Source organism: Shewanella sp. c952, assembly GCF_019654975.1.
In the GTDB taxonomy this organism is placed as follows: Bacteria; Pseudomonadota; Gammaproteobacteria; order Enterobacterales; family Shewanellaceae; genus Shewanella.
This window is the reverse complement of sequence record NZ_BPEW01000007.1, coordinates 93,614-108,579: the sequence shown is the minus strand read 5'-3', so window position 1 is coordinate 108,579 and position 14,966 is coordinate 93,614. Positions and strand designations below refer to the sequence as shown.

The window sequence follows — 14,966 nt, the reverse complement described above, 5'->3', positions numbered from 1 at the left end:
GTTAGCGCTCCTGTTGGGTCATTGCTGTCACAACATCGTCAGCTGGCTCAAACCCTTTCTTTGCTAAAAAGCTAATAGGTATAAGCAGCAACAAATAGCCCCAATAACTGGTAAACTGTGGCAGTGTTGCTAACCAACCTTGGCCATAACTAACAATGGCAACGTGGGTTTCAATATAGTGACTGGTAGGCATAATGACTCGCCACCACTGGGCTAATTCTGGCATCTCATGGGTTGGGAATGTCACCCCCATAAACGCAAACGCAGGCGCAAACATCGCGGTACAAAAACTTATGACTCGCGCACTGTCTTTTAGTGCAAAGAAGATCAACAGTACCATCAGCCAAACGGCAAGTAACATGATTAACTGCGCCACTAACAACAGCGCAATACTGCCCGCAATTGGTAAACCTAAATACAGATAGATGAGCGCCAGAATAAAGCCACCGTGCAATAACACTAGAGGGGTATAAAACAGTATCTTAGCCGCTATTCCTTTCCAAACTCCCATCGTCATCCACTCTGAAGTGGTATTCCAGCGTAGCTCTCGATTTAAACTATTGGCAAACACCATCATTGCGACCAGTTGTAATAGTGCGATGAGTACTGGCGGCACCAAAAAGCCGACATAGTTATTGTTGCGATTGAACAACGCGGTTGTTTGGCTACTCACTGGACTTAAATTCACCGCAACTTTGGCTTTAGGCACACCCGCTGCCAATTGCTTTATTGCCGCTAACGGCTTTAATCCATCAGCCATACTGGCTTGCAGCTGACTTGAAAGTAGCTTACCCACCAGTAAAAATTGACTGTTATATCGAATATCTATGGTGGGGCTTTTACCTGTCAGTAGATCTCGTTTAAAGCCGTGCGGCAGTACAAGTAATGCGTAAACCTCAGCTTGCTGCATCGCTTCAACTGCGCTTGCAAGGTCACTATAGCTGATAGGTTGCGTGACAGGGTTCGCTTGTAATTGTCTTGCTAAGGCACGGGAAACTTGGCTTTGGTCCAAATCGACCACCGCCACTGGCAACTGCCTAGGAAGCCCGGCACTAAACAGTAGCCACAATCCGATAATACTGAGTAGCGGAATATAGCTGATAAGTGCTAGCTGCCAAGGATCATCCATCAAGGCAGCGAGCTCTCTTTTTAGCATGGTCATCAAAGCAACGGCCTCGTACTGCCCAGCGTTATAAAGTAAACAGAACTGACATACCAACTCTTAGATCGGTAATCATTTCATTAGGGCGTAGCTCAACTTGGAAAGTGCGCATGTCAAAGTCATGGCCACTTTCGGTGGCGCGCCAAGTGGCAAAGTCGCCCATCACCGCAATGTGGCTGACAGTAAACTCTACATCACGCTCTAAGGCTGGGATGCTTAATGACAATGTTTGTCCCTGTTTAACCAATTTTAGCTGGTCTTCTCTAATTTGAAACACCGCCCAAGCATCGCTCATGTCAATTATGCTAACAACAGGAAATCCGCTTGGTGCTAGCTCACCAGCTTGCAATAAAACTTCACTCACTTCAGCATTTTTGGGAGAACGCATCTGGCTATCAGCAAGTATGGCGTTAACTTCATTTACCGCACCTTCAGCCATAAGCGCATTACCCGCTGCAGCAGCTTTAGTCTCGTCGCGGGCACCTTCATCTGTCATCTGGTACATGGCCAATGCGGCTTGTTCGGTATATTTAGCGGCTTGCCATTGAGTAAAAGCTTCATCTCGCTTCTGTCTCGCCATGACACCTTCGTTAAATAGTGCTTCAACGCGATCAAAGGTGGTACTGGCCAACTTTGATGCCGCTTGAGCTTTCAACCACTGCTCTTTTGAAGCCATGATTTCCTGCCTACGAGCGCCATTGTCAGCTTCCAGCTGCATCGCTTTAGCAGCATCACGGCCACCTTCAGCTTGCATCAATTTTGCTTGCAGTTCAGGGCTGTAGATCGCATACAGTAGATCGCCTTGATTGACGATATCACCACGGCGAACTAAAACTTGTTCAACACGGCCTGGCACTTTAGATGAGATATTATATTCGCGAGCTTCTATCTGCCCTTGCAGTACTATGGGCTTCGGCGTATAAGCCAACACTAAGCCATAAGCGAGTATTCCAATGAGCACAACCATTGCGATTGCAGCTAAGATGCGATTAGTGCGCATTATATTCCCCTTGCTGAAGGCTTCTTCCAATAAATTCATCTAGCTGACCGCTAATCGCCATCAGTCTTGCATAAGCTTGTACATAACGATATTGCGCGCCAAGTTGCTGAGTTTCTACCGCAGTAAGCTTAAGCTCTGCATCCACTTTCTCGATAGAAGTGGATAACCCTTGCCTGAAGGCAATATCGCGCAAACGTTTGTTTTCTTCCGCCAAACTAAGCGAAGCATTAAGCGAAACGACTTCCTCTTGCGCTTGCAGCAATTGGCGGTAGCTTTGTTCTAGTAATAGATTTAAGTCTTGCTGGGTTTGCGCTTTAGTATATCGAGCCTGCAGCAATGCACTCTTAGCCGCTTCCACTTTACCGCTGCGGCCATCTCGGCTGATAAGAGGGATGTTCACCCCAACGCCAACCATCCAATCTGGCTCCACTTTGGAGAACAAACTATCGTCTTCATAAAGCGTGTAATTACCGTAAAGGAACACAGTAGGATAATAGCTGCCCTTCTCTACACTGATGAGTCCTTGAGCTTGATCCTCTTTTGCAGCTAACAGCTTCAATGCAGGATGTTGATTCATAGTGAGTTGAGACAGTTGAGGCAGAGACGGCGCACTCTTTATCATAAACATCGGCGAAGTCGCATCCACTTGACGCTCATGCAACATCCGAGACAGTGCGATCATTGCCATTTCGGCTTGGCGCTTGGCGCTGCCGTAACTCACTCTGGCATTTTCTAGTGCAACCTGCGCATTAAGTCGTTCGACTTTGGCAATCTGTCCTTGCTGCTCAAGTTTTTGAGCGTGAGATGCATGCAACGTGAGGGAGTCAACCAACTGCTTTTGTGTCTGGGCGAGTGTTTCTGTTACCGCTACAGCGTAATAGCGATCGACTAGACTAACGAATAGATCGCGAGTGGTAAGCTTTAGCTGTTCCTCTTTCTCTGCAACATGTGCTTCATGAATAGCTTGCGCAGCCGTTATTTTTCCGCCGGTATAGATAGGCCACATCGCCTGTAAGCTCGAGCGGAAAATATCTTGTTCGGTAAAAGGAGTAATAAACAAGGAACCAGGGATCCCAGCGAGTGCTCCACCTAAAGCTGGCGGTAAAGTAGCAGGATCGAGTGAAGCGAGAGGATTAAGGTCGCGCAAATCCAGTTCAATCGGCTTTTCTAATCGCGTGTAGCTGCCCTTAATACTGACTGAGGGCAAATTCATATCTTCACCAGCTACACGCTCAGCCTCGGCGCGATTGACCTCTTGCGTGCCAGCTTGCAACTTATCACTCACTTGGAGCAACTGCTGCCAAGCTTGATCAAAAGCTATAGGCTTAGCTTGTATCGACAGTGGAAAAACTAACAAAAGAGCACAGAGCGAACGTTTCATTTACACCTCTAGAGCTTTTGCTCTAATTATTAAGTGAATTGTATCATTGCTAATCGTTGCTCGCTAGGATCTAGCTAAAAAGCTTACAGCTAAATCCCAGTTTACTTAGGATATTTTGCTTGTACTGACGTTTATTAAGCTGTTCCACCAACGGTCAGCTTATCCAGTTTAAGCGTTGGTTGACCAACACCGACAGGTACACTTTGCCCATCTTTACCACAAACTCCAACACCTTTATCCAGTGCTAGATCATTGCCGACCATCGAGATCTGACTCATTGACTCTGGGCCATTACCAATTAAGGTTGCGCCTTTAATTGGCTGGGTAATTTCTCCATTTTCAATAAGATAGGCTTCTGATGCAGAAAATACAAACTTTCCTGAAGTGATATCGACTTGACCACCACCAAAGTTAGGCGCGTAAACCCCCTTCTTAACAGACTTGATGATCTCTGCAGGATCGGAATCTCCCGCTTCCATGTAGGTGTTAGTCATACGTGGCATAGGCAAATGAGCATAAGACTCACGGCGACCATTACCGGTCGAACGTTCGCCCATTAGACCCGCATTGAGCTTATCCTGCATGTAGCCCTTTAAGATCCCATCTTCAATTAGTACGGTCTTTTGTGTTGGCGTGCCTTCGTCATCAATACTTAATGAGCCACGGCGATCGGCAATAGTGCCATCGTCAACCACAGTAACCAATTTAGAAGCCACTTGTTGGCCAATCTTGCCGCTAAAGGCACTGCTGCCTTTACGGTTAAAGTCGCCTTCTAAGCCATGACCTACCGCTTCATGCAATAACACCCCAGGCCAACCTGCGCCTAATACCACTGGCATTTCACCCGCAGGTGCATCTATCGCTTTAAGGTTAACTTGTGCTTGGCGTACAGCTTCTCGGGCAAAGGCAAAGCAGTAAGGTAGACCATCGTCACCATCTGCCAGCAAGACATCATAACTATGACGCCCACCACCACCAGAGCCACCACGCTCGCGCTTGTCACCCTCTTCTAAAATAACACTGCAATTAAAACGAACTAGTGGTCTGATATCGGCCGCTAATGTGCCATCACTGGCTGCAACTAATATCTCTTCGTGCACCCCAGATAAACTCACAACCACCTGAATAATCCGCTCATCAAGGCTACGAATATAGGCATCAGCCTCTTTTAGAAGGGATATTTTTCTAACCTCTTCCATCGCTGCAATAGGATCAGCGCTTAGGTAAAGCGCTTTATCATGTTGCTGCTTCCAAGCATTTACTTGGCCATTGCCGCCTGATATCGCAATGCCACGCGCGGCATTTGCTGCTGCTTCTAATGCAGCGGGATTGATTTCATCTGCGTAGGCAAAGCCGGTTTTTTCACCCGTTATGGCTCTAACACCCACGCCACGCTCGATATGAAAACTACCATCTTTAACAATGCCATCCTCTAGCACCCAAGATTCGTGGCGACTACCTTGAAAATAAAGATCGGAGAAATCAATCTTGTGCTCATGGATACGCTTTAAATAACTTTGTAGATCATCTATTGCTAATCCATCTTGCAGTAGGCTTTGTCCAACTTGGGTTAAAAATGACATCAATTCTCTCTCTTCGACCAAATATAGTTCTATTTAAAAGACGCTTAACAATAAGCAACTCTATATGATTTGATATTACATGCTAAAGCCAGTTTGCTTTAGCTTACTCGCTCAATTTAGGTGACTGAAAACGATTATGGTTGATTATCGGCATTTTAGCGCGAACATCTGTTAACTCACTCATATCAAGTTCTGCACTAACCCAGCCTGTCCCAGATGGCTTTTCAGCAATAATACTTCCCCAAGGGCTAATGATCATACTTTGCCCCCAAGTTTCACGTCCACCATCATTATGGACTCCCCACTGCGCTGCGGCTAAAACAAAACATTGGGTTTCGATGGCGCGAGCCTGCAGTAGCACTTGCCAATGTGCTTCGCCTGTCACCTTAGTAAATGCGGCTGGTAGTGCGATAATTTCAGCGCCTGCTTCGCGCAGCGCTCTGAATAGATCAGCAAAGCGGATATCGTAGCAGATCGACAAACCAAGCTTGCCAAAGGGAGTATCAACAACCGCTATATGTTTTCCGGGGCAGAATGCGTCGCTTTCACGGTACTGTTTGGTGCCATCAGACACCTCAACATCAAATAGGTGTAGCTTATCGTAATAACCCAGTACGCTGGCATCGGTGTCGAATACATAGCAGCGGTTATAAATGCGGCCATCTTCAGCCAGAATAGGAATACTGCCAGCAACAAGTACTATGCTGTATTTCGATGCTAATGCAGCTAAATCTTGCTTCAGCTGGCTATGAGCTTCATCGGTGGCATATTCTAACTGCTGGCTCTCTTGCCCACCAAACAGTAAGCAGCACTCAGGCAAAACCACAAGCTGCTGGCTGTCAGTTTCATGCGGTAACTGCTTAAGCTGCGACTCGATAAATTTGAGATTGTCGATTACGCTGCGACCACTCTGACATTGCAGTAGGTTTACTTGCATCTGATTCTCCCTGAATCAACTTCAACGTTGGCTTATCTTCGCTAGCCTTATGGGGACTAATTTGCTCATTTGCTTCGCCAGTTGGATTAGCGAAATCTAACTGTGTATTTGACGGTGCTGCATCAGAGCTTATTGCTGTGGCAACAGCTAGCGTGTCTGCTTCTAAAGGCGCTACATTAGTACTTATGCTAGAGGCGCTTTGCTTTGGTTCAGTGCTGCCTTGATCATTTTGACTGTCAGGCTCTATAGCCTTTTTAGGCAATACAGACTCAGGAATTTCAATCTCTTTGCTCTTACGCGATAGCTCTTCAAGTTTAGGCTCAGACATGGTGCCTGTTAACCTAAAGCGGATCTCAGAGATAACCTCAATCACCGGCTCCAACACTTTAGTCAATGCAAAGGCGCCAAGACCCAATGTCCAACCACCAGTACTGAGCAGCACGACAGTGGGCACACTAGAGGCAAGTTTAGGCACAAAGCGAATGTCGTAGTTCAAACTCTCACTCATTAAATTGGTATAGCCGCGCACCCGCATATTGCCGGCAACAGCTTTCATCTCGGTATCGGTAGTTTTTACCACCCCGTTATCCAACTTCAAAGTCCCCGTAAATGAGTCAAAGTATAACCCTTTGCCAAATACATCGGAGAAATCGAGAGACAATTTACGCAGTAATGAGTCGAGGCTAAATAACGAAAATATCCGTGCACCTTTATCACTGACCTCAGATAGATGTCCTTTACCGAGCTCAAAGCCGATTTGACCGTTTAATGTCTCTAACGAAAATGCATATGGCGCCCCGCTCCAAGAAATATCTCCAGTGACTGCGGTCGGTGCATCTTTCAAACCTGGATCGAAGCCAAGCTGCTTTGAAAGGTGATCAAATTTTGTTGCATCCAGCGTTAAATTAAATGAAGTTAAGCTTTCACCCTCCACGATAGACCAACTGCCGTTACCTTGAAGCTTCACCTCATCGGATGTCATCGACAACGTCTGAATATTGTAAGTATCTGCTTTAGGTGTAGCTTGTAATACAAGGTGACCCATCGGACGATCGAACATCTTAAAATCATCAACATCAACGGCGAGTGGTGGCAGATTTGCTAACACTGTATCGGATTTGTAATGCGCGGTTTCATCTGTTTTAGCATCTGGCGATAGATAAAGTTTACTGGCTACAACTTTAAGCCCTTGCTTAACCCAATCAGGGTAAAAATCGATTCTGCCATCAAACTGCTCTGATGTAGCATCAAAACGCCACGAATGCTCTGTGGGTGCAGCGTCAAAATGCAGTTCATTGAGCGCTTGCCCCATCAAATCAAGTTCATTGAAGTTTGCATCAATAGACACCAATGGTGGGAAAAAGCTCTTGGAAGTAACGGCAGTGTCAGCAGGTAGCTCTGATTTAGCCGTGAAACTCTGAATAATCGGTAACCATGGTGAAAATTCTGTTTTATCGAGTTCTATCTGCAAGTGTCCCTGTTTCTTACGCAGTTGATCACCGGGTTTAAATAGTCGGCCGAGGAGTAGGTCAAAATGAGCCAAGCCGTTACCAGATTCGACATCAAAGCCTCCCCAAAACTCGAGCTGCTTATTGAGCTTAATCCCTAAAGATGACTGTTTATTATCACCGATAAGCTCTGCGGTAAAGGCTGCAGCTTGCTCTGATGGTTTGGCAAATGGCGCCGGTAAATCAAACTCAGTGCCAATAAGATCACTATCTACCCTTGCTTGAATTCTATAGCCTGTGGAGTCAAAAATAAGCATCAAACCGCCAGACCAATCGACATTACCCTTATAATAATCGCTCAATGGATTATTCAGCGATTCAGGCAAGTCATTCAGTTGCCACTGTCCGCTCAAATCAACATTAACCGCATAGTTTTTATTTACATTACCGGTATCAAAACTAAGCTGTAACGGTTGCCCGTACATCAACGCGCTAATGTCACTGCCCGTCACCTCATCATTGATGAACTGAACTTGGCCTGTGACGCTTTCGAGCGCAATGCCTGGTTCACTAATGAAAACAGGTGTTTTATCAAAATCTACCGTGCCCTTAATAACCGCATCTGCGCCATCATATAAAGGAATACTGAGATCAAGCTTGCCGGTAATATCACCATTAATCTGCACTACATTCAGGGTTGAACCCACGGAGCTTTTTAAAGGAGATTGCTGGATAACAGCGTTAGCTGCAGCAGCTTTAGTGGCCAAATCGGCTTTTACCACCAGTAAGCTCTCATGGCTCATAGAGGGAATACCAATATAAGCTCCAGCGGCAGATACATCCATCAACTGACCTTTATTGACCCACAAATCCATCGCTGAATTTTCAAACAGTGCCGATAGATTAAGCTCTGAGACAGCTGGCCAAGTCTTTTGGAACTCAAAGTTAGCTTTGTCGAGCGTGAAACCTGCTTGGAAAATACCTGTGCTTTGCACATAAGGATAATCTTTAAAAGCGCCATGCCACACAACCACGGCATCGTCGGTTTTACCTGCCTTTAACGCAGCAGTGAGATAATTGACTAAGCCATCGCTCATCCCCTTTAGCGGAAAGTAACGATGTACATCAGCAACATCATTGATCTTAAGTTCAGCCAGCAACGCCATGTGAGTCGCACCTGAAAACTCCAGTCGAGTTGAGGCATCAAGTGAAATGTCGGCGTTGCTAAAATGCAATTTTGGCAAAGTCAGCGCCGAGGTTTCAAAATCAAACAGGCCAGAGAATGCTTCACCATCTAATGCCAAAGGGGTCTCGAAACCACCATCAAAGTCGACAGTGTATTGCTGTTTGGGCAGCAGAAAACTGAGTGATTCGCCCGTTACCACCAACTTAGCATCAATAGGACTAATACCTGGGATCCCATCATGCGCTTGCCAGCTAACAGCATGGATATCGGCCGACAAATTGGGCGGAAGGTTTGCTCGAGTCCACTGAAAGTGAGCGTTGTCGATTTCCCCTTTAGGGTCTATAGATTGCCAGGTTTCTAACGCAGCTAAATCAATTCCGGGAATAAGTGGTAATAAAGGTAATACTGTAGCGAGATCTAACTGGCTTAAATAAGCATCGATGTTATCGCCATCTTGCTGAGCACTGAGTATAGGTAACGGCCAATGCTCGCCATTGGTGGCAAATGTAAGGTCATGACTGCTCAGTTTCCAGCCACTGTCATTTGGCTGCCAGCGCATGGCGCCCGACTTAATCTCGAACTTTTGTGCTTCATCATTTAAGAACCATTCCAACCAGCTAGGTTGAAATGCTACGGTCGCATCCTTTATCTCTCTATTGGCGAAGCTAATCCATGCCTCAAGATTAACCACCCCTTCGAGCTCCAATTTCTTATCAGCATCAAAAGGATCTGGCTGGCGAGATGCCCACTCACCGATATCAAGCGATTCAGCTGCAAGATAAAATTGACCGACTAAAGATTCAGGTTTATAACCATCTCCCTTTATATCGACATTTAAAGAGAGCAGCTCAACCTCAGATGCTTGCTCATCTAAAAACAATTTACCTTGACCACGATGGCGTTTCGCAGAATTACGCCACTTCATATCTTTAATAAAAATAGGTCGGTACTGGTGTTTACTACTCAGCAATTGCAGCCGAGCATTGACTATGGAGAAGCGATCAAGCTGCTCGAGCATCAACTTATAAATCCAGTCAGTTTCCATCTTGGCACTTGATGAAGTCGGAGTGGCCGCTAATCGGTCCAGATCTACAGCCACATTAGCACCGTCAAAAATGACATCTTCAATCTGCGGTGTTGCTGTAAGCAGGCTTTGCCAGAAATCAAACTTTAAATGGACTTGCTCAAAGAGCAGTGTAACCGGGAGGTTCTCTTGTGAGGGTAATACAAAGTTCTTTACGGTTAATGCTGGCCCAAACGCTTGCCACTCAGCCTGCAGTTTACCAACCTGAACCTCGACTTGATACTGCTCATAGATGTAATCAACCAGCTCTAATCGGACTTGATCAAGCTGCGGCAGTAAACCTCGAAACAGGCTAACGACTAGCGCAAAAAGCACCATTACAATAGCCAGAGACTGCAGACAAACTCTTAAAAAATTAAACTTAACCGACTTGGGTGACACTACATTATCACCACATCAAACTTGTTTTGAGCGTACATAGGTTCATTTTGCAAACGCACATGCTTAGAGATATACACTTCAAGCTCAGCTAACAGATGGCTCTCGTCACCTTTAAGGCTGTGATAAACCGCTGGCGCACAATAAACCAAAAACTCATCGGCATCATAGCCTCGGTTTAAACGAATAATCTCTCTAAAGATTTCATATGAGACCGTCTCCACCGTTTTTAAGCTTCCGGTTCCAAGGCAAGAGGGGCATTCACCGCACAGCACATGCTCTAGGCTTTCACGGGTACGCTTACGCGTCATCTCAACTAAGCCAAGGCCTGAAAAACCACTAATATTGGTCTTAACTCTATCGACTGACAGTGCAGCTTCAAGGCTGGAAAGAACGCGCTTTTGATGCTCAGCTTCTTGCATATCAATAAAGTCGATAATGATAATGCCACCTAAGTTACGTAGCCTTAATTGGCGAGCTATCGCTTGGGTCGCTTCAAGATTAGTGTTGAAAATAGTTTCTTCTAAATTTCGGTGACCAACAAACGCGCCAGTGTTGATATCAACCGTAGTCATCGCTTCAGTTTGATCGATAATCAGGTAGCCACCAGATTTTAGCTCGACCTTACGGCCTAATGCGCGCTGCACTTCATTTTCAACATCATAGAGGTCAAAAATAGGGATAGGGCCATTATAGTGTTCAAGCTTATTGGCTATTTCTGGCATAAACTCATGGGCAAACTGCTGCAACTCTTCATAGGTCTGATTAGAGTCAACTTGAATTTGGTCAAGCTCGGTACCGACAAAGTCACGTACGATTCGCACTGGCAGAGCCAAATCTTGATAAAGTAATGACACGCCACGACGTTTACGACGCTCGCTGACTTTTGCCCAGACACGTCTTAAAAATGCAGCGTCTTGCACCAGCTCATCTTCGCCAGCACTCTCTGCTGCGGTGCGGATGATAAATCCACCATCATCATCAACAAAGGGTTCAGTTATTTTTTTTAGTCTTGCACGAATATCTTCGCTTTCAATGCGCTGAGAAACACCGACATGGCTAGAACCAGGCATAAAGACCAGATAACGAGACGGCAGAGTAATATCGGTAGTTAAGCGAGCGCCTTTAGTGCCAAGCGGATCTTTAACCACCTGCACCATAATATCTTGGCCTTGTCTAACGAGCTCAGCAATATCCCGTACAACAAAATTGCCTTTCTCCACATCGGCAACACACTCTGTATGCGGCACAATATCAGAGGCATGTAAAAATGCGGCCTTATCTAAGCCAATATCGACAAATGCAGCCTGCATACCAGGAAGTACGCGGCTAACCTTACCTTTATAGATATTGCCAACCAAACCACGCTTCATGCGTCGCTCGATATGAACCTCTTGCAGCACACCATGCTCAACTAGAGCCACTCGAGCTTCAGTTGGTGTCACATTGATCAGCAGTTCAGAACCAATTTTTCTCTGGACTCTGCCTGGCACGATTCGACCTGTATTCAAAACTCACCCCACTTAGGGAAATAGCTAACTTAAAAGGATTCGACGCTATTGAGCATTTTCACAACCAACAATTTTTCTTATTATTAATTTGTAGGGTTATAAAACTTTCATCTCACACAACAACGCACGGGTTTCTACCAAAGGTAACCCAACTACTGCGGAATAACTTCCCTCAATAGCCTCAACAAAACTGCCTCCGAGTCCTTGGATCCCATAAGCTCCAGCCTTATCCATTGGCTCTCCTGTCGCGATATAAGCCAAAACATCAGCTTCAGTCATACTGCAAAACTTTACGCCCGTTGTGACCAGCTTAGTAAGCGTTTTATCGCCATCGGTAACCGCTACAGCGGTCATCACTTGATGTGCTTGCCCTGATAACTGAGTTAGCATTGCTTTAGCATCAGCATCATCCGCGGGTTTACCCAATATCTTGTCACCTAGCACCACGATAGTATCGGAGCCCAACACCACAATCTGACCATTATCAGGATGTAAATTAAGGCCCGCTAACGCTTTTTCAGTGGCTAAGCGCACTACAAAATCTTCAGCCAACTCACCGATGCGGTGACTCTCATCGATATCTGTAGCCAGAATATCGAAATTAAATAAAGCGTTATTAACTGAGTTCAAAAAGCTTAACTGAGCTAATAATTCTTTGCGCCTTGGTGATGCCGAAGCGAGTACTAACTTCATTCTACAATACCTATTAGCTCGCACTTAGCAAAGAAGATGCGGCGCAAGTAGAAAATAATTAAACAAGAATAGTGACCAGCTCAACTCACTAGCGGACTTTATATAAACGCCTAACACGACGTAAAATCCAAAATATCCAAGGCCACATGATCAAGCTTGAAAATGCTGGGTAAAACAAAGTGATATCAAAAGTTGCAGTCCCAGTGACAAACTGAACCCAAAAAACAATCAGGTTATACAGTGCCACTTGAGTCGCCACCAGCAAAGCTTGTTGCCACATTGGGAAATTACGCAGGCGCTGAAAATGTAACACCACCACATAAACCACAATCGACATGGCAAATGCCCGAATGCCTAGCGTTGCACCCAGCAGGATATCCAACATCACACCCAGCACCCAAGCCGTTAGAATGTTGTATCGATGAGGCAGTGCCATTGCCCAGTAAATAATGACTAGCAATAACCAATCTGGTCGCCACGCCTCAACCAATCCAGGCAAAGGCATGATTTGAAACATCATAGCTACTAGCAAGCTCAGCCAAACGACCCAACGGCCATTCGCGACATGTAAACTCATGGTGTCGCCTCCTTGTTGGCTTCTAATGCAGCTTTAACACTTTCAGATGTAATCAACTCCGCTTCATCAGCTTCAATATCAGGCCAAATCAATAGTAAGTAGCGAATACGATCTAACGCTGCTAGAGGCTGTGCAATAACAGTTGCGTAGTTTTTGCCATCATCTTTTTCGACCGACATGACCCGAGCAACAGGGTAACCTTCAGGGAATCGCTTACCTAAACCAGAGGAGACTAATAAATCCCCAGCGCGTACATCGGTACTTTTAGCAACATGGCGTAGTTCAAGCTCATCCAACGAGCCAGTACCAATAGCCATCATTCTTACGTCATTACGCGTAATTCGAACTGGAATGCCATGGGAGGTATCAGAAAGTAGCAGCACACGACTCGTTATCTCACTCACCTGCACAACTTGTCCAACAACGCCTTGTGCATCAACAACGGGTTGACCAACAAAAACACCACTGCGAGAACCACGGTTAAGTACCACATACTGATGGAATGGGTCGCTAGCGACCTCCATCACTTCGGCAACCACTTTTTTGGAGTCCATATGTACTGGAGAGCCGAGTAAGCCACGTAGACGGTCGTTTTCCTGCCGCAGGTGCTCAAAACGTTGTAAGCGTTCACTCATCAGCAATTGCTGGCGGAGCAGCTCTTTGTTTTGCTTAGCCAACATATTGCGAGTAGCAAGGCTTTCGGCGGACTCGTCAAGCAATACCCCAGGGATATTGGCGACATACTGCAATGGACTTAGAAGTGAAGACAAGGAATTGCGCACAGGCTCAAGCCTGTCATTAGCGACAAGTAAAATCACTGACATGATGACAGCTAAGGTCAATCTAAATTGGTTGGATATACCGCGAACAAAAATAGGTTTCATAAAAAGCTAGGGCGGTAATCACCGCCCTTTTTAACCGTCTTAATTTTCTTCGGAGAATAAGTCGCCACCGTGCATATCGATCATCTCGAGGGCTTTACCACCACCACGAGCCACACAAGTGAGTGGATCGTCAGCAATCATCACAGGAATACCTGTTTCTTGCATCAGTAGACGATCCAGATCGCGAATAAGCGCGCCACCACCAGTCAGTACCATGCCGCGCTCTGAAATATCAGACGCCAATTCTGGTGGAGACTGCTCTAGTGCAACCATAACAGCACTAACGATGCCTGATAACGGCTCCTGTAGTGCTTCTAAAATTTCGTTACTGTTTAAGGTAAAGCTGCGCGGTACACCTTCAGCAAGGTTACGACCACGTACTTCAATTTCTAATACTTCGTCACCTGGATACGCTGTACCAATCGTGTGCTTAATACGTTCAGCCGTAGCTTCACCAATTAAACTACCGTAGTTACGGCGTACGTAGTTGATAATAGCATCATCAAACTTGTCACCACCGATACGTACAGATGAAGAGTAAACTACGCCGTTTAGCGAGATAATCGCCACTTCTGTAGTACCACCACCGATATCAACAACCATTGAACCGGTTGCTTCAGAAACTGGAAGACCTGCACCAATTGCAGCAGCCATTGGCTCTTCAATCAAATACACTTCGCGAGCACCCGCACCCATTGCTGATTCACGAATAGCGCGTCGCTCAACTTGAGTAGCACCAACAGGGACACAAACCAAAACACGAGGGCTTGGGCGGAATACACTGTTGTTATGCACTTGCTTGATAAAATGCTGTAGCATTTTTTCCGTCACGTAGAAATCAGCAATTACACCGTCTTTCATCGGACGAATTGCTTGAATATTTCCTGGGGTACGACCTAGCATCTGCTTAGCTTCAGTACCGACGGCCGCAACCGACTTCTGACCCGAACCAGACCGTTCTCCACGGATAGCAACCACTGAAGGTTCGTTCAAAACGATTCCCTCTTCGCGGACGTAAATTAGCGTATTAGCTGTACCTAGATCGATCGAAAGATCATTAGAAAAAATGCCGCGTAGCTTCTTGAACATGTAACCAGCCTGTCTCTGTGGAGTCGAAGAAAAAAGAAATCAGGTAACTTTAT

General features: G+C 45.8%; 11 protein-coding genes. All 11 read right to left on the bottom strand.

The features are described from left to right. Position 1: 1 nt before the first annotated feature. The 11 genes from K5R16_RS07380 to K5R16_RS07330 all read right to left on the bottom strand — a co-directional run bounded on the left by K5R16_RS07380 (position 2) and on the right by K5R16_RS07330 (position 14,913). Positions 2–1,162, bottom strand: a complete 1,161-nt coding sequence (locus K5R16_RS07380) for an ABC transporter permease (RefSeq protein ID WP_220736886.1) — start codon at positions 1,160–1,162, stop codon at positions 2–4. Positions 1,163–1,190: 28 nt separating this feature from the next. Further along, positions 1,191–2,162 (bottom strand): HlyD family secretion protein, encoded by a 972-nt coding sequence (locus K5R16_RS07375; RefSeq protein ID WP_220736885.1) that lies wholly within the window; start codon positions 2,160–2,162, stop codon positions 1,191–1,193. Further along, the gene (locus K5R16_RS07370; RefSeq protein WP_220736884.1) at positions 2,152–3,543 is read right to left on the bottom strand and encodes a TolC family protein; all 1,392 of its coding nucleotides are present in this window, start codon (positions 3,541–3,543) and stop codon (positions 2,152–2,154) included. Before K5R16_RS07370 ends, K5R16_RS07375 begins: the two co-directional genes overlap by 11 nt. A gap of 134 nt (positions 3,544–3,677) precedes the next feature. Beyond that, a complete protein-coding gene (tldD, locus tag K5R16_RS07365) occupies positions 3,678–5,126 on the bottom strand; it encodes a metalloprotease TldD (protein ID WP_220736883.1) in 1,449 nt (482 codons plus the stop codon). A gap of 103 nt (positions 5,127–5,229) precedes the next feature. After that, positions 5,230–6,063, bottom strand: a complete 834-nt coding sequence (locus K5R16_RS07360) for a carbon-nitrogen hydrolase family protein (RefSeq protein WP_220736882.1) — start codon at positions 6,061–6,063, stop codon at positions 5,230–5,232. Then, a complete protein-coding gene (locus K5R16_RS07355) occupies positions 5,987–10,162 on the bottom strand; it encodes a YhdP family protein (RefSeq protein WP_259649793.1) in 4,176 nt (1,391 codons plus the stop codon). Before K5R16_RS07355 ends, K5R16_RS07360 begins: the two co-directional genes overlap by 77 nt. Next, positions 10,162–11,628 (bottom strand): ribonuclease G, encoded by a 1,467-nt coding sequence (rng, locus tag K5R16_RS07350; protein WP_374758386.1) that lies wholly within the window; start codon positions 11,626–11,628, stop codon positions 10,162–10,164. The genes K5R16_RS07355 and rng overlap by 1 nt, the downstream gene beginning before the upstream one ends. Before the next feature lie 138 nt (positions 11,629–11,766). Continuing rightward, on the bottom strand, positions 11,767–12,363 hold the full coding sequence (locus K5R16_RS07345) for a nucleoside triphosphate pyrophosphatase (RefSeq protein ID WP_220736879.1): 597 nt from the start codon (positions 12,361–12,363) through the stop codon (positions 11,767–11,769). Between the two features lie 88 nt (positions 12,364–12,451). Then, entirely contained in the window at positions 12,452–12,940 is a 489-nt protein-coding gene (mreD, locus tag K5R16_RS07340) for a rod shape-determining protein MreD (protein WP_220736878.1), read from the bottom strand. Further along, positions 12,937–13,824, bottom strand: coding sequence for a rod shape-determining protein MreC (mreC, locus tag K5R16_RS07335; RefSeq protein WP_220736877.1), 888 nt, complete (start codon positions 13,822–13,824; stop codon positions 12,937–12,939). The genes mreD and mreC overlap by 4 nt, the downstream gene beginning before the upstream one ends. Before the next feature lie 39 nt (positions 13,825–13,863). Continuing rightward, the gene (locus tag K5R16_RS07330) at positions 13,864–14,913 is read right to left on the bottom strand and encodes a rod shape-determining protein (RefSeq protein ID WP_020910715.1); all 1,050 of its coding nucleotides are present in this window, start codon (positions 14,911–14,913) and stop codon (positions 13,864–13,866) included. Between the last annotated feature and the right edge of the window lie 53 nt (positions 14,914–14,966).